The sequence below is a fragment of the Nocardia abscessus genome (genome assembly GCF_015477775.1).
GTDB lineage: Bacteria > Actinomycetota > Actinomycetes > Mycobacteriales > Mycobacteriaceae > Nocardia > Nocardia abscessus_A.
Genome location: NZ_JADLQO010000019.1, coordinates 76,528 through 95,263, shown reverse-complemented (window position 1 = coordinate 95,263; position 18,736 = coordinate 76,528). Strand labels below are relative to the sequence as shown.

15 protein-coding genes are annotated in these 18,736 nt (G+C 64.5%); 6 read left to right on the top strand and 9 right to left on the bottom strand.

Features of this window, described 5'->3' with window-relative positions; genetic code table 11:
- Positions 1 to 260 precede the first annotated feature (260 nt).
- On the bottom strand, positions 261 to 1,220 hold the full coding sequence (locus IU450_RS34105) for a ferritin-like domain-containing protein (RefSeq protein WP_195153837.1): 960 nt from the start codon (positions 1,218 to 1,220) through the stop codon (positions 261 to 263).
- Positions 1,221 to 1,345: 125 nt separating this feature from the next.
- Between IU450_RS34105 and IU450_RS34100 the strand changes: the two genes are divergently transcribed.
- Both IU450_RS34100 and IU450_RS34095 read left to right on the top strand, forming a co-directional pair.
- The gene (locus tag IU450_RS34100; RefSeq protein WP_195153836.1) at positions 1,346 to 1,621 is read left to right on the top strand and encodes a hypothetical protein; all 276 of its coding nucleotides are present in this window, start codon (positions 1,346 to 1,348) and stop codon (positions 1,619 to 1,621) included.
- Between the two features lie 192 nt (positions 1,622 to 1,813).
- Positions 1,814 to 1,966, top strand: coding sequence for a hypothetical protein (locus tag IU450_RS34095; protein ID WP_195153835.1), 153 nt, complete (start codon positions 1,814 to 1,816; stop codon positions 1,964 to 1,966).
- Between the two features lie 188 nt (positions 1,967 to 2,154).
- Here IU450_RS34095 and IU450_RS34090 read toward each other — a convergent pair whose 3' ends face one another.
- Positions 2,155 to 2,835 (bottom strand): hypothetical protein, encoded by a 681-nt coding sequence (locus tag IU450_RS34090; protein WP_195153834.1) that lies wholly within the window; start codon positions 2,833 to 2,835, stop codon positions 2,155 to 2,157.
- A gap of 110 nt (positions 2,836 to 2,945) precedes the next feature.
- Between IU450_RS34090 and IU450_RS34085 the strand changes: the two genes are divergently transcribed.
- Together IU450_RS34085 and IU450_RS34080 are read left to right on the top strand one after the other, a co-directional pair.
- Entirely contained in the window at positions 2,946 to 3,908 is a 963-nt protein-coding gene (locus IU450_RS34085) for a phosphatidylserine/phosphatidylglycerophosphate/cardiolipin synthase family protein (RefSeq protein WP_195153833.1), read from the top strand.
- A 668-nt stretch (positions 3,909 to 4,576) separates the two neighbouring features.
- Positions 4,577 to 5,092, top strand: coding sequence for a hypothetical protein (locus IU450_RS34080; protein ID WP_195153832.1), 516 nt, complete (start codon positions 4,577 to 4,579; stop codon positions 5,090 to 5,092).
- A 444-nt stretch (positions 5,093 to 5,536) separates the two neighbouring features.
- Here IU450_RS34080 and IU450_RS34075 read toward each other — a convergent pair whose 3' ends face one another.
- Together IU450_RS34075 and IU450_RS34070 are read right to left on the bottom strand one after the other, a co-directional pair.
- On the bottom strand, positions 5,537 to 6,070 hold the full coding sequence (locus IU450_RS34075) for a hypothetical protein (protein ID WP_195153831.1): 534 nt from the start codon (positions 6,068 to 6,070) through the stop codon (positions 5,537 to 5,539).
- 2,392 nt (positions 6,071 to 8,462) lie between these two features.
- Positions 8,463 to 9,146, bottom strand: coding sequence for a GNAT family N-acetyltransferase (locus IU450_RS34070; protein ID WP_195153830.1), 684 nt, complete (start codon positions 9,144 to 9,146; stop codon positions 8,463 to 8,465).
- A 135-nt stretch (positions 9,147 to 9,281) separates the two neighbouring features.
- Here IU450_RS34070 and IU450_RS34065 point away from each other — a divergent pair, with 135 nt between their 5' ends.
- Positions 9,282 to 10,295, top strand: a complete 1,014-nt coding sequence (locus IU450_RS34065; RefSeq protein ID WP_195153829.1) for a hypothetical protein — start codon at positions 9,282 to 9,284, stop codon at positions 10,293 to 10,295.
- 490 nt (positions 10,296 to 10,785) lie between these two features.
- Here IU450_RS34065 and IU450_RS34060 read toward each other — a convergent pair whose 3' ends face one another.
- The 3 genes from IU450_RS34060 to IU450_RS34050 form a co-directional block, all read right to left on the bottom strand.
- Complete coding sequence (locus IU450_RS34060) at positions 10,786 to 11,178, bottom strand: hypothetical protein (protein WP_195153828.1); 393 nt, start codon at positions 11,176 to 11,178, stop codon at positions 10,786 to 10,788.
- Positions 11,178 to 13,277, bottom strand: coding sequence for a hypothetical protein (locus IU450_RS34055; protein ID WP_195153827.1), 2,100 nt, complete (start codon positions 13,275 to 13,277; stop codon positions 11,178 to 11,180). Before IU450_RS34055 ends, IU450_RS34060 begins: the two co-directional genes overlap by 1 nt.
- A 696-nt stretch (positions 13,278 to 13,973) precedes the next feature.
- Positions 13,974 to 15,104 carry a hypothetical protein gene (locus tag IU450_RS34050; RefSeq protein WP_195153826.1) on the bottom strand — a complete coding sequence of 377 codons (1,131 nt, stop codon included), beginning with the start codon at positions 15,102 to 15,104 and terminating at the stop codon, positions 13,974 to 13,976.
- A 476-nt stretch (positions 15,105 to 15,580) separates the two neighbouring features.
- On the opposite strand from IU450_RS34050, the gene IU450_RS34045 reads away from it, so the two are divergent.
- Positions 15,581 to 15,868: a hypothetical protein gene (locus IU450_RS34045; RefSeq protein WP_195153825.1), complete on the top strand. Its 288-nt coding sequence runs from the start codon at positions 15,581 to 15,583 to the stop codon at positions 15,866 to 15,868.
- Positions 15,869 to 17,134: 1,266 nt separating this feature from the next.
- On the opposite strand, the gene IU450_RS34040 is transcribed toward IU450_RS34045, so the two are convergent.
- Positions 17,135 to 17,803, bottom strand: coding sequence for a hypothetical protein (locus IU450_RS34040; RefSeq protein ID WP_195153824.1), 669 nt, complete (start codon positions 17,801 to 17,803; stop codon positions 17,135 to 17,137).
- Entirely contained in the window at positions 17,800 to 18,435 is a 636-nt protein-coding gene (locus IU450_RS34035) for an RNA polymerase sigma factor (protein WP_195153823.1), read from the bottom strand. The genes IU450_RS34040 and IU450_RS34035 overlap by 4 nt, the downstream gene beginning before the upstream one ends.
- Positions 18,436 to 18,736 lie beyond the last annotated feature (301 nt).

The following is an 18,736-nucleotide window of genomic DNA, read 5'->3' as shown; positions in this document are numbered from 1 at the left end:
CCACTACGGCTCTCGCCGTGAGGCACCCTCACCAGCGCAGCACCAACGTCGTGGTCACACAGGGGTCCGCAGGTCTGCGACACAGCTCTGGCGATCGACAACGGCCAGCAGGCGTGGGTGCAGGCCGTCGTCGCCCCCAGCCGCGAGCGGTGAAGCGGGTCGGCCACCCACGTACTCCGCTCGCCCGGTGGCGAGCTGTCGCAGAGCAGGGCGGCCTGGGAGTGGACCCAACCGCGCTGCGGTCCCTGAAGCGATGATGGTCAGATGAGGCCGGCGACTTCTTGGGCGATGGCGGCGAGTCGGGTTTGTGCGGCGGAGACGACGCCGTGGCGGTTCTTGTGGGCCTCCTCGTAGGCGACGATCGCGCGGATGTCGGCGGGGTCGGTGAGTTCCTTCACCGCGGCGACGGCTTGGGAGACGTTGAGCTCGTCGTAGTCACCGATCGGCAACTCGCGGGGCTCGGGGACCCCGCTGGTGCGGATCGACCGCAGGGCATCGGCAGCGGCGTCGGCGCCTTCGCGGCGAGTGACCTGCTCGGCGGTCTCCAGCGCGGCGTCACGAGACGCGGAGAGGGTTTTGACGGCGACATCACCCGCCCGCGCGCCTTGGGCCAGTAATCCACCCAGCGCGGGTGGGGCGGCTCGCACGGTGTCCAAGGCCCGGTCCAGGCCCCGAGCAGACCAGGTGACCGGGAGGTTGAACAGTTTCACCGCGGTTCCGGCGGCCGCCTGCAAGGGGGTGCGGCGCAGCGCGGCCGGGCCGCCGAGGGCGTCCTCGGCCAGGACGGTGGTCAGCCAGTCCACCGTCGCCGAATGCGCGGTGATCAACCGCTCCGCCAAGGCCACCACCTCGGGTAGCTGGGCGGTGGTCGCGAGGGCCTTGATGTAGCGGGCGCGGTCGACCAGTTGGTGTTCGAGTGTCAGGTCACCGAGCAGGGCCTCATCGAACGGCAGCGCTTGCTCGACCATCGCCTTGACCGCCGCGGCGGCCTGACCCAGGAACGGGCCGACCAACTCCGGGACACCGCCCAGGTCGCGGATGGCGGCCTCGATGGCTTGCGCGCGGGCGCGGGCGTTGTCGGCGTTCTCCGACAGTTCCCGCCGCACCGCTTCGGTGCGGGCTTGGGCGATGCGGGTCGCGGCGATCTGGATCTCGGTGTTGGTCAACGACAGCACCGCGCGCAACTGCGCCAGCAAAGTAGAGGTGTCAGGTGTGCTCATGCGAATCGCGTCCCTCCGGTGTGTGACAGCATCGGGTCGGCGCAACGATGCACCACTCCCGCGACTACCCACACCTACCAGTCGGTAACACGCTTCATCTCAGAAGAGCCGTCTTCGGCGGATTCGTGGAGCTACGGCCCTCCGATGCCGGAGCGGGCTACCTCGACCGCGGCCGCGAACCCTTCACCACGATCGTGACCGTCCTGGACCGTTCCGTCGCGGAGGATACCGTGCACGGCTGCGCGGTCGAAGTCTTGCTCGTTGGCGAACCGCGCGGCCGAAGCCGCATCACCACGCTGGCCGGGCTCACCGCTCGTCTCGGAGCGATCGAAGCCGACCGGCCCGGTGATCGCATTCCGATTCCATTCCCGACCGGACACGCTCGAGAACCCGACCTGTGAACGACACTGGAGCAACAGGTCCGCCGCCGGATAGGGCAAGGACCCCGGCCGCCCTCCCGCCAGGCGGCAGCTCGCCCGCGACCCCGCCAGGGCCACCGGGCCGCCACAGCAAAGGAGAGCGTCACGTCCCCCCGCACCTACCTCGTCCGCCTCGATCCATGCCTTCGAGGCGAGAGTGCGACGCCGCGCGGGGTGCGGACACAGTTCTTCGACTGGCTCGCCACCACCGATGCCGAGGTCGTCCAACTCTGCGGCGCCGACCGACTCGTGATCTCCTGTCCCGAAGAGGTGGCCGGCCAGATCAGAGACCTTGAGTACGTCTTGGACGTCGAGGTACGCGAATAGCGAGAGCCGCTGGAGGGCGGCTGGGCAAACTCCCGCACATTCAGACCGCCCAAGCATCCGATCTGCTCAGGCCGAGAGTGCCGGGATGCACGGCGGCTGCAACTCCAGGCCACCCCAGCCCTCAGCAGGCGGATCCGACCAAATACCCAGCACTACTCCCGGCAGCTCGTCTCGTCCGCTCGTGGCTGTCAGGTAGCGAGGGAGCCGGTGTCGAAAAGCCACCGCTCGATCAGATCGGGGCGGGTGCAATCACACTCGTTTTGCCACCTATGCAACAAACGCAGATACCGGCCGTAGACATCGGGACTCCATCCGCTGCCAGCCAACCCTGCCCAGCCGGCTGCTCGCAACGCGGCGGCGACGCGGTTGTCGATGATGCAGCAGGGGTGATCGGCGCGGCCACCGCCGGCGAAGTAGAGGAATTTGGTGAAGAACGCAGGCCCCAACCATCGCACCGCATTCCGATACGGCGAAGGCCGCAGCAGGGCGTAGGCCGCCACCGGGTCACTGCGGCTCGCGCGGGCGGCCTCGACCAGCAGCGCGGCGTGGTTGTCGCGGCCGGCCGCCATCGACGCGATCCGCTGCCGATTGTTGCGGGCTCGGCGACCCACACCCCATGCGAGGCTGTTCCACAGCAACGCCAACGCTCCCTCGCCCGACACGACCGCGGCATCGGCCATGGCGAACAACTGCCCGCGGCTCACGCTGGTGTCCACCACCGGATTGTCGAAGCCGTAAGCGGCCAAATTGTGCGCCCACCATTGCGGGACTATCTCGATGCGGTGGGCGAAGATCACCTCCTGGGCATCGGCGCCGGACAACCACTGCTTCAACCCGGCGGGCGCATCGAGCAACACATCGGCGGTCACGGCATCGAGCATGAACCATCCACATCGCTGTCCGCATCGGGTGCTGGCAGCCGCCCACTATGCGCGGTGACTGCCGGGTGCGCCACGATCTGTGATGCCATGATCGGCCTATGGGTACCGAGTTCGTCGGAACGACACCGTGGAAACGCATCAGCGCCGCACTGGCCAGCACCGGCCCCCGGGCCGCTGCCATCGCCTATCTCGGTATCGACGGTCCTCGGCTGCTGCGGGGATTGCGGCGCGGAGATCTTCTGGTGGTCAATGCAAGCAAGGAAGCAGTCGCCTCACACGCCACCTCACCGGCGGCCATCGCCACGCTGATGGCTCGCGGTGTCACCGTGAAAACGTCGGCACGGCTGCACGCCAAAGTCGCCGCAACCGCCGATCACGCGGTCATCGGATCAGCCAACGCCTCAGCACATTCGCAGGCCAGCGACGAAGCAGTCGTGATCACCGACGTGAAATCCCTCGTGCGCGACACCCGCAATTACATCCACGCCATCGCCGTAGACGCGACACTGATCACCGAGGAATACCTGCAGTATCTGCAGCAGGTGTGGGACCAGGCGCCACGTGCCACTCCGGTCCCCGGCGTCAACGCAGTCTCCGCCGAAACCGGGTTGCTTCCCCGTCGCGTCGCCGCCGTCATGCTGGTCCCCACCGAATACGACGACCTCAACACCAGCGAACGAGCCGCGATCGCGGAGACAATCGAAGACATACCCGAATTCCCGGTGGAGGCATTCCAACTCCCGGACGGCGACACCGGCTACCCGATCCACACCGTACTGCTGCGCTACCACGACACCCGTCACACCATCCTGCGCCCGGCGGTCACCTGCTCACCGGCAGTGTCTCCCATACCGACCCGCGGCACCGGCACCTACCAGCTCATCAGGGAACAACGCGGCCACCGCAGCCGCAAAACAACCGCGATCCGCGCGCACCTGTCCCCGGGCCAGACACACAGCTTCAACCGCGCACTCGCCGCCGGCACCGATGTCACCCTGCCTCCGGACCTAAGCAAGACCCTTCTGGCGCTGTGGAAACTTCACCCATCATTCAATGAGTGACCGGCCCCACCCGAACGGAGTCACGCGGCCCCGCAGCTCCGTGCCGAGTTCCGAGAGCAGCGTCCCCGCCGACCGGTGCATCTACTGACATCTGACAGGGAAACACACGCACGCAGCCGGAAAGCTGCGACTTCCCACCAAGATGTCAGTGAATGATTTTCACTTCGATGTCAGTGGGTCCCCGACCGGCCGTGACCGCGAACCGCCACCGAACGGGAGTTGGCTGATGTATGGGCGCGGGAATGTGATGGCGCTGCATCGGACGCTCATGGCTGACATCGTCGCCCGGGTGGACTGACACCCTGTGGCGTCAGCTGGCGGTGTGGCTGGGGCTCCGTTCGGCCAGCTCTGACAGCTCGACCAGGATCGCCGTCGCCGAAGCCATTCTCGACGTACTGCTCTCGACACCAAAATTAGCCCTCGCGCGCTCACAAGCGGTCATGTCCTCACTCGCCGCTGCGGAAGCGATTGCTGCCAGTCTCTCTGCCGTCACGCTCGATTGGCTGTGATCATCCCTCACGCCCGGCACCGACCGTCTGCGCCGTCGGAATCCATGACTAGCGTGCACGCCTGCCGAGAACAGTCGGAAGTCCAATTCGCCATACCCGGGCACACCACCCTGTCCAAACAACTCACCCGCCAAATTGGCAGCGAGTACTGTTGCGCAGATGGGATTGCTCGATGATGCCCGTCGGAGTCAACAGCAAGCTATGGCGGCGAGGGTCAGCGCTTCAGATGGTTTGCAACGGTTAGCGCAGCGCCAGACCCGTGAGATCGGCGAGTTCATCGAGGCGATGAAGGAACTTGGGATACCGCCGGTCGCCTATACGTGTACGTACCAGCGCCAGAGCTACTTCATGAATGGCCCAAACTTCGAGTGGCTCACAAAGACGACCAGCGAGACGGTTACAGGTTGGCATATTGGACCTTGGACCAAAAGCGAAGTAGCGGGCCAGCGTCCGGCTAAGCGTGGCCGCCCGCAGGACGGCTACCCCGATTACTGGGTGGTTACACCAGGTGGAGAGGTTCGTCAGACCAGAGTTCAGAAGCGCTCGGCGCGAACACAACCGTTCCTGCTGCCGTACATCGACAGGAGCTCATATAACGGCGAAGAATTCCCAGAAAGGCTTTCGGACATGCTCCGGGAGGCTCTGCGGACGATACTTGCAGGCGGTAGAGACTGACTAGCAGGGGCGATTGTGCTGCCACCGCGCAACTGGCGACCGTCACGACCGAGGGCGATCATCTGACCAGCCGCTATGGTCTGCCAGAGAATCCGGCGATGTGGCTGAACGCGCATGAACAACCGGCGAGCGCCATCACTTCCTACGCCGAAGGTCGTCCCCGCCCCTGGCGCCGCCGCAAATCCGGTGACAGAAATGATGCCGAAGTAACAGATAGGCTGCTTCGTCACAACATCCCTGCCCCAGCCAGGGCCGTGCGAGCGGGCGGCCGGTCAGCAGGTGCGCGCGCAGCACGATCAGGTACTGGACGCCGCCGGCCAGGATCCACGATCGCACGACCCGCGCGCCGGTCTCGTTGCCGCTGACGTGCTCGTGGGAGGCATGTTCACGCCGCAAGGCGCCGACATGGTGTGCCGGGTGCAGTCCGTGAACACCGTGGTGGGCTCAGCTGGTGCAGAAGTTGGCCGCGATCTCCGCCAGTGCCTCGGAAGGGTCCACCCTGCGCCACGTTTCACCGTCGTGGGTTTTCGTACTAGCACAGAGCGCTCCTGACGATATGTCGGCGGAGAACAGAAATTTGCCGATGCCCACATCGCCAGTGTGCGACGTATACGGAAGGTCGAACTCCGCGCGAAGATCGAGCACAACAGCAGGCTCGCCCGAAAGGTATTTCCACAGTTGACCGTCGGGTAGCAGCATTACGATGCTCCGGTGGTAGCCTCCTCGGTAGTCGCTGAGCACATGCCCTTGCGGTGACATCGTGGGCCGCTTATACCACTTCGCTCGTGGACCGATTTCGATCGCTCGCGGTTGCGAATGTTGGTTGAGGTAGTCGGCGAGTTGCGCGAGTAGGCGCGACATCTCCGCCGCAGCTGAGGCACAGGCTCGCGACTTCGCTGCGCGCCGAGCGGTTTCGTCATCGGATGACTGCTGCTGGGACCGAAGATGCCGCGCAACAGCGTCATCGAAGCTGTTCATCCTTCTGATTATTCCACTGACGGCGTCGGCGATTCGGCGCGATGTCGGCGAGGCGCCACTTCAGGGCGCCGCCCCAAAGTCGCCACAAACGGCGGCATGGAGTAAGTCCGCCAGCAGTACCGCGAAGGCACCAGCATCGCCGCCCTCGCTCGACAACACCGAGTCAGCCGCGTCGCGATCCGCACTGCACTCGCCGACCTGCTGCCCGGCCGCCCTGAACAACCCGCACCCGCCGATGTCGATGAACCGCGACCGATTCGGATCGAGATGCCGGATAGAGTCGCCCGCCACCTCACCGACCGAACCTCGGTGAAGCCGAACGCGACACCCTACGACAGGGCCGACAAGTGCGGCGGGTCAGGGCTACAGCCTGCACGTCACCGCATCACCACACATAGACCAGGCGCTGGTGGCCGCGGCCGAACCCCTCGGACACAGCGCCGCGACCGCCGACCACAGGCCCTACCAGACCTACCGCGACCGCCTGAACCAACAGCCCAAAACTGACAAGCGCGTAGAGCACAGAACCCAGCCCGACCAGGCGGCTTACGGCAAATGCGCTCCAACTCGGCCGACGCTCGGTTGCCCCGTGTGGCACGACGATGCGGATTAACGGACGTCAATTGCGCAAATGCCCTGCTCACACCTATTTTTTCGTTACGATTCACCTGGTGATCGGCCGGATACGTCGGCGGCCACCGCTACGCTGGGACGAATCCGCTGCTCCGCCACCATGTCAGGGGGACCCTGGACCCTGTCGGCTCTCAAGTGAGTTGGCGGATTCTCAGGTGATGTGGCGGAAGTGTGGCGAACGGAGGAAGTGAGGTGTCGAAGACACTGCTCGACTCGCTCCCGCCGTGCGGCCGCAGCCGAGCTTCTCGACGCACCGGATGGCCCGCGACGACCAGTGCTGGTAGCGCCCGGTGGCGGCGGCGCTGACCAGTGCCCAGCCGAGGCAGGGGTGCTGTTCAGGCGAGATCTCGGCCCAGTCGGGATGCAGCGGGCGGGGGTCAGGCACGGGCATGTGGCATCGTCGACGAACAACCACCGCGGCCCCTGGGTCGGCGGTCGCGCAGTACTGGTAGAACCACGCCCAGCGACCAAACGGCTGCGATGGATCATCCGCCAGTGCGGTCGCAGCCCGCCGCGCTGGACCGCTCAGCGGTGACCGGGATGATCCACGGAATCGGCCAACCTCCCGACGTCGACCAACTGGCGGGGTTGCGGTCGATCTCCACACGATCGACCAGTGCCATAGCGGCACGCGACACCGACTCCCCGACGATCGCAAGCCCTGCGCCGACCCACCGAGATCCAATGAACCTGCTACAACACGCGATAGCGCCGATCAGTAACTCAGAGCCGAAGTAATGGACTGCTCGTCAGCCTCGTGCCTCACCGATAAGCCGAGTAAGCGTCCCACGCAAGACTTCATTGAGGGGGATCCGAATATCGTCGCCATGTGAGCCTCCGATGGATACATCCCACGGGTCTTTCGGCTCCAGACGAGCTCTCTTCGTTCTTGTGTTCATTTGATAGACTTCACCTTCCGGGGTGACGACCACGCGGGCAGCGCGATACCCTGTCGTTAAAGGTGCCAAACCTCCAGAACTTCTCGGCGCTTCGACATCCCAGCCGGTAATCTTCCGACCCGTTGGTTTGGGTACCTCTGCACCCTTCCAAAACGATGTGCCCTTGTAGGTCACCTCATGTACTGCAGGTGGGATTCTCAGGCGGTACATTGCGGTGATGAACTCTTGTACGTTACTCGCCGCCGCTCTCTGAATTTCCTGCTGCCTGGCCTGCCACTGTTGCGCTGCGGCTTTGTTTTTAGCGCTAGCAGCCTCGGCCTCTTCCCACAACCCCAATTCAATCTCCCAGTCCGCGAAAACAGTGGAATGGTCTCTATCTGAGACTGCTCAGCGAATCGAAACCGTCCGTTCTTACGCTTCTCAAGAATACGGGCATCCGTGTCGGTTCTCAGGTGATGCGGCGAAGGCGTGGCGAACTCGGGCGTGCGGCGGCGCGGATGTTTCGGTGCTGAATGCCGGTGACAGCCATGTGGCCTGGCTGGGCCACCCGCCGGAGACGAACGCCTTCGAGGCGGTGTTCATGACCGAGCAGCAAGTCGAGCGCCATATCCGATGGGATGGGCTACCCGCGGTGGTCCGCCAGATCAGCGGCCCCGTGCGGGTGTTCCGGTCCTCCCCGGGGGCAGCGGAACTATCCGGGCTGGTATTGGTCATCCACGACCGGGCGCCGGGTGAGGTTCGAGTCGTGGGTGGAGCGATCACCTGGTCGCGCCGGACTTCGACCCCGACGTGGTCGACGTGGTTTCGCAGCCGTTCTGAACGACCATGTGACCGTGCCCATGAGCCGTCGCTCTCGACCGCTACACCGCCGTGGCACGTCGGAAGTGCATCATGTGGTTGAGAAGATCTCGGCGGTAGCCTTCACCACGATCAAATTGATAATGCGCGGTCGTGAACTCGTGCTCGAATCCCGCGCGGACGGCGGCTGTGCGGCTGGCACCATTCTTGACATCGATACCCAGCCAGATCTGCGTACTCCTGAGACGGGGGTCGGCCACGATGGTGGCGAGGATCGCGGTGCCGTACCCGCGCCCACGGTAGGAGGGGGCCACCGCCAGTTGGAATGTCGCGCAGGGCAGATCGTCGGCGTCGTCGGGTATCCGGCCCTCGACGATCTGACTGTCGAAGTCATGACAAGGCCACACCTGCCCCGAAGCCCACCCCATCGGCGCTTGCGTGCCTGGGCGGCGGACTACCCACGCGTAAGCGTTGATCAGCTCGACAGTCTGGTCCCGTCGGTCTGCTCGTTTCAGTGACTTGACCGGACCAGGTTGTGATAGTTCGTCGTCCACCCGGAACCCGGGCGGAAACCACGAGGTGCTGGCACTTGCTTCGTCGTGGCGGAACCACGAGTTGATGATCGGGGCATCGTCGGAGCTCATGTCCTCGAGCGACAGTCCGGAATCGATGCGAGCTATTGAACTCGATCCGAAGCGCGCCGCAGGCAGCTCCTCACCAGAAGTGCTGTCGGTGGTGTCGTTCAAAAAATCGGCTGTCGCTCGTGCGGGCCCGTCAGCAAAGATCAAGCCATGACGAATTCGTCCAGCACAGGGTCCCTCGGCTGGCTGCCCGACCGCCTGGCAGCTACCGCGTTCCGGCTGGGCCGAGTCGATGAGGCCGTGGAAGCCGTCGGGGCGCTCGCCGCGCACTGGTCGGACAGCCAACCCATCGAACTCACCCAGACCGAATCGGGCCGGCAGTGGGTGACCAGTGTCGTCGGCATTCGTCCGGTGCCGCCCCTGGCAGCCGTTGTGTTCAGCGAAGCGATCCATCATCTGCGGGCAGCGATCGAGAACACCCTGTTCCATCTCGTGGAGAACGAACGCGGCACCGCGCTGACCGAACGGGACGCCAGGGCCGTTGAGATGCCCGTCTTGGACGATGAAACGAAGTTCGGGGAGTGGCAGAACAAGGTTGCCCGCCGCATTCCAGAGCTGGGTGCGGGAACCAAACTGGCGAAACGAGTGGAGGCCCTCCAACCCTACGTTGACACCGTCTCGCAGGTGCCGTCGATCTCGCCGCGACTGGCCGCGATGATGGGTGTCCGAGTGGAGAACGAGCATCCGATGCGGCTGATCCAGCGCTACTCGAATCTCGACAAGCACCGTAGCTTGCGCTTCTGTGCTACCGGGACGATCGCGACCACCTCGAAGGTCGCAATGGCCGATAGCGTCCTCGCCTTTCGTCGAATGGAAGTCGGGTTGGTTCTTTCGGAGACGACACCGGGTGATCCGGTCGCCCTGGAACTGCAATCGGCGTTGCTGATAGAACGGCCCGACAGTTCAGTACTGGTGGGGCCCGCGACGGAGTTGACGCATCTGCACCGGCACGTGGCGGATGAGGTGATACCGACGCTGGTGCGAGGGCTCTCGGCGCCCCGATCGTTCCCTCCCCAGATCGAACTCGGCGACAACGGGTGGTCCGATGTCGAGCGGTTGAAGCGGGCGGGCGGAAAGTTCGCGCAGGAGCGGTGGGACGAGGGCACCGCGGCACGGATGTTCCAGGCGTGGCAGCGCCCTCCGCATGTACTGGCACCCCCCTGGCGACTAAAGCCATCCATGTCGCCTGAGCCAACAGGCCGCTCCCGTGACTGTTCTGGACTCGAGGTGGTCGACCTACCGGCGAGTGCGTGATCGACTACATCGCGAGGTCCGTCAAAGGTGGCGCACGGCCCGGGAAGCTGGAAGGGCCGGGCGGTGGTCGAGGCGAGTGTGCGGGCACTGAGGCAAGCCGCATGCACCGGCTGGCCCAGCTCGATGCCGCAGGCGCATTGGGGCACTGATCACGTCGCGGTGACCGCGCAGGCTCTCGGGGTGAGTGACAGCCACAGCAATGACATGAGCGGAAAACGACTGAACTGCAGTCGTGTCTGAGAGGTGACACGAAAGTGTCACTCGCAGGCGACATCTTGATGTCAGCCAGCTTCCTCTGGCGATAGGCAGCTGCCGCCGGTACGCGGTGGGTCGAGTGCCGGTGGCCGCCCGCCGCACGGCCCCTTGGCTGCGCGGCGGGCGGCCTGGTCGTCTCGTCGGGGCTGAAGAAACGGACGCACCACCGCCGCGGACTTCGGCGGGGATGCGGTGGCGGAGCGGAGGTTCGGGGAAGTGCGGCCGCGTCGGCGCTTTAGTCGGGAATCGTGAAGTCGAAAGGGTTGGGCGCCGGGATCGGGTTCGTCTCGGGGTCGAGGCAAATGCACAGCAGCCGCAGGTTCGTGAGCGGTGCGCCGCTTCCGGGCGGCCGCGACGCCCCATCGATCTGCACGAGCAGTCCGGCTCCCGGCTCGAACCGGCTCAATGCGCGCATATCACCCTCGAGCCACGCTGGCCCTCCGAACGGAAAGTACTCGGTCCGCAGCCGCCACTCGGCACCGGTGACCGAGACGTCCAAAGCCTCGCCAAAGGCGATGTCGTATCCGCCGTCGGCGTTGTCAGAGCCCTCGATCACCATCTGCTGCGCGAAGTGTGAGTTCGCGTTCAGCAGGGTGATGCGCCACGGCCCGTAGAACGTCTCGGCCATCACAGCTCCAGACCGGTGCGTCGCGTGAATTCGCTGCTGAAGCGGTTGTGCGTTCCCGACGCAGTGACGACATCCAACGCTCGACGCCAAGCCCCTAGGTCGCCGTTCGAAGGATCGGAGGCATCACCGAAGAGACGCTGGATGTCGGCGGCCGTGGCATCGTTGCGCTGCCCCCAGTGCAGAATGCCCCCGATATTCGGATTGAGCGCGAGACGGGCTGCGTAGTCAACCATCTCCTGCCCGCCGGAAACATCCTTCAGGCACGCCACTTCGACCGCGCACGTCAGGCCGTGCCGCTGCATCCCGATCTTCGCCTCGGTCGACCCCATGAACCGCAGCGAGGCATAGCCGACGCAGGCCTTGCCCTGGAACTCCTGCATGATTTCGAAGGCGATCAGCGCGTCTACGAACGTAAGTAGGCGGTGGTCGACGGCGTTGAAGAATACCTCGACGGAGTCGACATTTACCTCGCAGCTGATGTTGCGGTAGTCCTTCTGGTCGAGCACGGCGTAGTTGATCGCCTCGTAGTCACGGTCGCCCTGCTGACCGCGGAAGGCGAGCAGGACGATCAGTTGCCACGTGAACAGGCCTGCTGCGCGCTTCAGCGGATCCGGCTCGTTCGGATCAAGCAGCGCGTTCTTGATCCTCTCCATGTGCTCGCCGAAGCGGTCGTCGGCGTCGAATGCTTCAAGCAGGCCCTTCAAAATCAGCAGGACCACCAGGAGAGCCGGGATGAGCGTTAGCAGACCTGCGCCGCCGAGCGCTACCACACCGGCGATGCCGGCGCCCACGACCGCGCCGTTGGTTTCGACGAACTCCTCGAGCTCAGCTATTGCGGCCTCGATGACCCCCGCGAGGAAGCTGCCGTTCGAGCAGGCGAGCGCGATCGGGTCGGTGTCGTCCTCGGCATTCAGCGGATCGTCGGGATCGTGCCGATAGCTGTGCGCGCGGCCGGCGTTCGAGAACCGTGGGCCCTGGATACGAGTGTCGAAGGGCGTGAGGACCTCGCCGACGCGCTCCGCGCGCCCAGGCGGATCGTCCTGCAGCTTCGTCTCCCACTGCTTCGTGACGCCGGCGAGGTTTCGTTTGAAGTTGGCGTGCGGCGTGAGGGAGACTGCGATCTGCAGGAAGCGCTGCCGACCGACGACATCGGTCGAGGGAACGTACCCACCCGGGACGAGGGCAGTGTCGCGATATAGCGGGCTCCGGCGATCGAGAATCTGATGCTTGAAGTCCTGCCAGACATGCAGCCGCCGACGCTCGTACCGTGCATACTGCGGCACCACATGCAGCACGACCGAGTAGATGATGCCGAACCGCCCGACCGAGACGACCGCAGCATTGAACATCGCGTTGTCGGGCTCGCGGATGATCTCGAAATTCTCACGACCCGCGACTGGGCCGTACAGCGCCCTCAGCAGGTCATCGTCCGTGAGCTGCGGCCAGTAGCGCTCGTCGACCTTCTCGATCCAGTAGTGCTTCCCACCGTCCGCGACGAGGTGGATTGCGAGCACGGAGTCGGTGATCGGCCCGACCGTGAAGTCACCGCCGTGGGTCCCCGTCGAGAAGGCACCGACGATCGTCTGACCGCCAGCGTTCCCGGCGGTCACCATTCCCCACGGTCCTTTGAACGCCGTGGTGTTGTGATGCTTGAGCATGTATGCGCCGAGTGTGAGCACCCCGTCGGTGGGGGAGACGTCGAGCGGGTCGACCTGATCGAGTTCTGCGTAGAGCTGGTACACGCGCTTACCCGCTTCGACGTGCATGGGCGCCCCGGTGTGGTCTGCATCGGCCATGCGCTGGAGCAGTTCCGGATGCAGGCAATGAGGCACGACCTCCTTCAGCGTTCGGCCCATGGCGCGACGAATGTTGTGAGGATCGTGCGTCTCGATGAAGGTCTTGTCGCTGATGGCTCCGTGCGACAACGCCCAGTGACTGCCCGCAGCCTTGAGCGCGCCGAGGCTCTCGTCCCGGCAGATCGCGATGAGCTCTTCGAGCGACTTCGGGTACATCGTGCGTGCCACCGACGCGAGAAGGGGCTCCCGCGGGTCGTCGTGCTTCCGTGTCCAATCGTCGTGGATGGCAGTGTCGATGGGCATGACGATCTCACTCCCGGACGAGGGCTGCAGATGACCGAAAGCTACCACCGGGGAACGGGTGGAACGGGTAAAGACACCAGTCCGCACCCCATGCGGTGCTGATCGACCCGCGGCAGGCCTGGGTCACACGTCACGCAGCCCGGCCCCTGGGCGGGCACCGGGGGCGGGGCAGTCGTTCGAGCTGCGCCGCGGACCCGCCTGGATCTCTGCTCACCAGGATTGCGTGGCGCGGTTGCACTACACCCCGGGCAAGCCCGAAATGGTTCGGCCACGTCACGGTCGACTTCACCACCGGCGAAGGCACTCTCGGGCACACCTTCCGGTTGCGGCTGCCCGCCGATGCTATCCGCCTCCCCGCTGTGATCGCGGTCGGTATCACCGCAATGCTGGCCGTGCTGAGCCTGGCGCAGCCGATGCTGCGCGCGACCAAGACCTACCTCACCATCCACGCTGTCGACGGGTTCATCCTATTTACCGGCGGTATCGGCGTACACGGTCAGCATCTGCGGCGCTCCGCCGACGCCTGCAGGCTCCCGATGCGGCCCGCTACCGCTGGCCCACCACCTGGATCGCCGGCGCATCCACCCACCGATTCGACGCTCAGCTCACTGACAATCTCGTGGGAACTGAGAGGCGACACGAAAGTGTCAGTGGGCGTGCGACATCAGAATGGCAGTTGGCTTTCCTGGGTTGAAGTTAGCCGCGTTCTTCAGCGCCGTCGGAATCGCAGCCACCCGCGTCTACCTCGCTGGAAGCGGGAGACACATTCAGTTTCCAGATCGGCAGAGCTCCGTCGACGCGGTGCCAGTAATCGGGGGGAAGCAGATCTTGCAGCATCCCCGGCTCGGGGTCATGATGCAGCGTTTCGACACTGTTGTCAGGACCTAGGGTAGCGGCGTTGTACAGCTGCGAGTACATCGCACTCAGCTGACCGATGATGGACGGGGGCGGTTCGGCGTCCACGCCATCAGGCACTGCGGGGGTGTAGGAAAACGTCACTTGTGGCAGTGTCCGGTCTTCCGCCTCCACTGGGAGAAGCTCTTCCTCCCAGCTGCCATAGAGGACGAAGAACATAGCAAGTCGGCGCTCGACCGGATCGATGACCTCCCGGTCAGCCGCCGCAATCTTCACCTCGGCGATCTGTAGTTCGATTTGCTGCAGTTCGCCGTCCACAGTCATGGAGTTCCCCGACCCCGGCGTTCCGACAATCGTCAGGGTTAGCGGCGACACGGTCGCGATCCACGCATCCCCGACGGCGACCATTTCGTTCGCCAGCATCGCAGCTTCGAACGACAGCACGTAGTTCGATTCATCGAGGGTGAGGTTGTCCACACTGACCAGTGTCCACAGGTTGAGCGCGGACCAATAGTGTGCGTAAACCAATCGGGCACCGGTCATTTCGGCATAGCGGCGCAGTTCCTCCACATCTCTGCCTCGCAGCTTTCGGGACTTGGTCTGATCGCGGGGCGACACCCCTTTCACCTCGACTAGAAGCTGCTCACCGTCCTCGGTCACGATCCGGAAGTCCGGGGGTTTCACCGCACCGCTCGCGTCATCGAAGAAGTAGGTGCCAACGTCTTCCTGCTTGATCAGCCGTACTGTCCCCAGAGCGATGACCATGGCCTCGAACAGCGCCTGTACTCGCCACCCGTGCATCCGACTCGGATTTGCTAGCGACTCGTCCAACGCCTCGGTGATCTGGCTATCGAACGCTGCACGCCGCGCCACTACGTCGGCAAACTCTTTTCCGTCCAAGTTTCCGTGCCGCGCATATAGGTCGAGCATCTCCAGGGAGATGGACGCGCCTCGTCCCGACCGCAGTGCCATCGCATCCTCTCGACTTGGTAGCGACGACCTGGCCACAGCGTCGGCGGCGCAGGTGCCGGGCGTCCTTCATATGTAGACCCTACGGCCGTCGGGGGCATCTTTGCGCTATGTGAGCCAATGCAGCTGGCCCGATTCGAGAGGGCAGGTCACCATTGCTTCGTACTCACCTGGGTGGTGCAGCAAAGTCGGAGTCGCGCATCGATTCACGATCCGACCAGCAGCCCGAGCATAGGGGGACATATTCTTCACCACGGCTGGCACCTGGACCTGCCCAACCTGCCGTTCTCGGTCGGACCCGCGCTGACCAGCACGCCGTTCACCCCCGACGTCGCCGCCCGGATCCGCGCCGGGATCGCCAACCCCGCGCGCGCCGCCGCACCGGCCACCGCCCTGTTCAGCGGGCTGGTGAATCCGAACTCGCCCGACTGCTGCGTGTCGACCTCGCCCCCGACGCCACCACCATCCGCAGCCTCGACATGTCAGCAGTGCTCGCGGTGCCGACACTGGCACAGCCCATCCTGCGCGCGAGCATCATCTACCTGACCATCCACAGCGTCGAGGGCATCATCCTGTTCACCGACGGCCTCGGCAAACACGGCCAGCAGGTGCGTCGCTCGGCCGACACCTGCGGAATCCGGATGCCTGCCCGCCATGGCTGGTCCAGCACCTGGATCGCCAACGCCACCGCCCACCGAATCGACGCCGCACACCGCTGGCCCTGCCATACTCACGCGAACGAACACCTCACGGCCCCGTCCGCCTAGCGACTCGCGCTTTCGCGGGGATAATGTGCTGGCACCCGGTAAGCGCCGAGAACGTTGCGTTATCGGCGGCCAGAGTCGAATGCGCAGGTCATCGTCAATGCCACCTCAGTCCGGCGACATCTCGGGAAGGTCTTCGGCGACATCTTCCTCGCGATCGGCCTGCGTGCATTCGCCCAGGTCACGGCCATCGCAAGTCACCCGCACCACTGACATCTCGTGTCGCCTGCTACTGACACGAGTGTCGTACCCCCAGGTCAGGGCGCACTGACATTCTGGTGTCGCCTCTCACGAAACTCCCTATCCCGCCCGAATTCCGCCCCGGGTGCACAGGCGCACCGCATCTTTTTGTGATTACGTTCGATAAGAACATTTGTCGAACGTCAACGGGCCGAACCTACAGGTAGCCACTACTTTCCGATGAGGGGAAATGCCGTCTCGGGTACGCTTCCTGTCACCACTTGCCGCTACGCTGGACGGATGCGACACCGGCCTCGCGCTGCGGTCGTCGCCGAACCACCGTCCAGGTCAGTGCCAGTTCTCATCTGTCGTGTTTTCCAGAACCCGTATGTCTCATGAGACATCGAGGAGTCTCCGGAACAGCCTCTGCGCAACGACTCGCGCAGACCCCCTGGTGACAGTATGTGAATCCCTGAAGCGCAACCGCACAACGCGATTCGCGAACACGGTCGACATAGCCCGAGTGCCGTGCGCCTTCAGGTGTTTCCTGCGGTGGTCGAAACGAATCCGACCGTGGTGAGACCAGGCGATTGAACTGGCGGCCGCGGCAACAGACCGATTCCGGTCTTCTCGAGCAGGCCAGCGGCTGGTCGCCGAGGCTGATCCACAAATCTCGCTGCCCGGTGGGCCGGTTCTGCCCGGCGGCGTCGCGGGCCAGATCATCGAACTCCCACCAGAAGTGCCCCGAGCTGATGGCCACCGTCATCAACGGTCCGTGGTTGGCAGCCGTCTCTGCCCAGAACCGGAAATAGCTCTACCGTGTCCAGCCTTTCAACGGCCACGCGACCAGCTCCATCGACCGACCGCAGCGACGCCTTCATGGATCACGCTTCTGTTCTGCTAACCAATCGAGCCCCGGACCGGTGCGTCGGTACGGGGCTCGTTCGGGGGTATTCGCGCCTATCCACCGATCGCTCGGTAGCTTGACGGAAGCAAATGTACCTTCGCGCTTTAGCTTTCTCCAAATCGCACCGGCTTCGTCCTCAGGATCCTTGGCGTCCAGCCAGTCAGAATCGTGACTGGGCAGATCTATTCCGCTTTCCGCATTCTCGGCAATTCGGTGTCGATACCGCGGTATCCGGGTTGCGGTGCGCATCGGCTCCACCGGTAGTGGGGATAGTGGTCGTCCTTTTTGATGTAGGACAGCCGCAACAGGGCCTGTTCCAGCGACATCGACAGCTCGGCGGCGAGGTGGGCCATGACCAGCATCATGGTAGCGCTGTCGAGTTCGTGCGGGTCGGTCAGGATTTCATCGAGCACCATGCCGCTGAAGGCTTGTTGTCGAGTCAGGACCCGTCCGGGCAGCCAACTCAACGCCCACCGCTGTCCACGGATCCCGTCGGCCATGCGGATCGCGACCTCCGGAGAGATAGCACTGGCGATCCGCAAGGGCCCGATGATCAGATCGTTCATCCGCGCGGCCACGATCTCCCTCAGCGGCGCCGCGTTCGTCGCTGATGCGCCGGCCACCATGTTCCCGACCGCGGCGGCGTCGTCATCGCGAAGGCGCGCCCGCCGCTGGGCTTGTTCGGTTTCGGCTGAGGTGAGCTGGTCGATGGTGCGTTGCAGCTGTTGCAGACCTGTATCGACGTCATAGCGGTAGTCGTCGTCGGATGCCAGATAGCCGTCGAGTTCGGTGAATACCTCGTAGATGCTGACTGTCGGAGTGGTGGTGTCCCTTTCGGTGTCCTTGGTCATGCTGTCACTTCACCTCCGTTATCGGCCCCGGTGCGCGGGGTGCGCGGGAAGCGGCCATGAGGATCGAACTCGATCCGGTAGCTCCCGCTGTTCTCGATCGCCCGAATTCTTCTGCGGGCTCGGCTCTTGTGCGAATGCACCGTCGACACACTCGCGCCGATCACTTTCGCGATCTCCGCATCCGGCAGCCACAGATCCCACGCCATGACCGCCACCCGGTATTCCGTGGCGGTCAGGTTCTGCCGCAGCACTTGCCATACGCATTTGACGGTGTCGTCGTCGAGGACTCGGTCGGCGGGGTTCTTGGCCACCACCGACAGCCCGAGCATCGGCACTGCTGTGTCTGTGTAGTCGGGCACCGACACGACGCCGTCGCTGCGCCGCCACAGGTCGATCACTCGGCGTTTGGCGATGGTCATGATCAATGCAGCCGCCTCGGGCGCTTCGGCGTTGAGAAAGTCGCGGTCGTATTGCTCCCACACGGCGAGGAACACTTCCTGCACGATGTCGTTGGCCCGGTCACGATCACCCCCGAATGCTTTGATCGCGAGCCGGAACACCGCCGGAGCGTGAGAGCGAAACAGGTTGTTGAACCGGCGTTGCGGACCGGCCGGATGCTGCTGATCTGTCATCGTGCCGACAACTCCCCGCCGATCAGAACCGAGTACTCCGATCGCGTGAGCTGTGCGACGCCTTCGGGAAGGCTCGGCCCTGACCTGGTGCTGTCAGTGCGGCGGCGGACGCTGGCGGCGGACGCGTTACGCGCGGCCCTGACAGTGGCCAGCAGCCGCCGGGGCTGCCGTAGCTGCGATAGGGGCCGCGACACCGGTACAAACGCAGAACACCACGCAAGCGGGCCTGCCACCGACGGCCGACCCTCACCAACCCACAACAGCGTCATGCCACATGCTTCGTAGCGCGAGTGTGAATTCT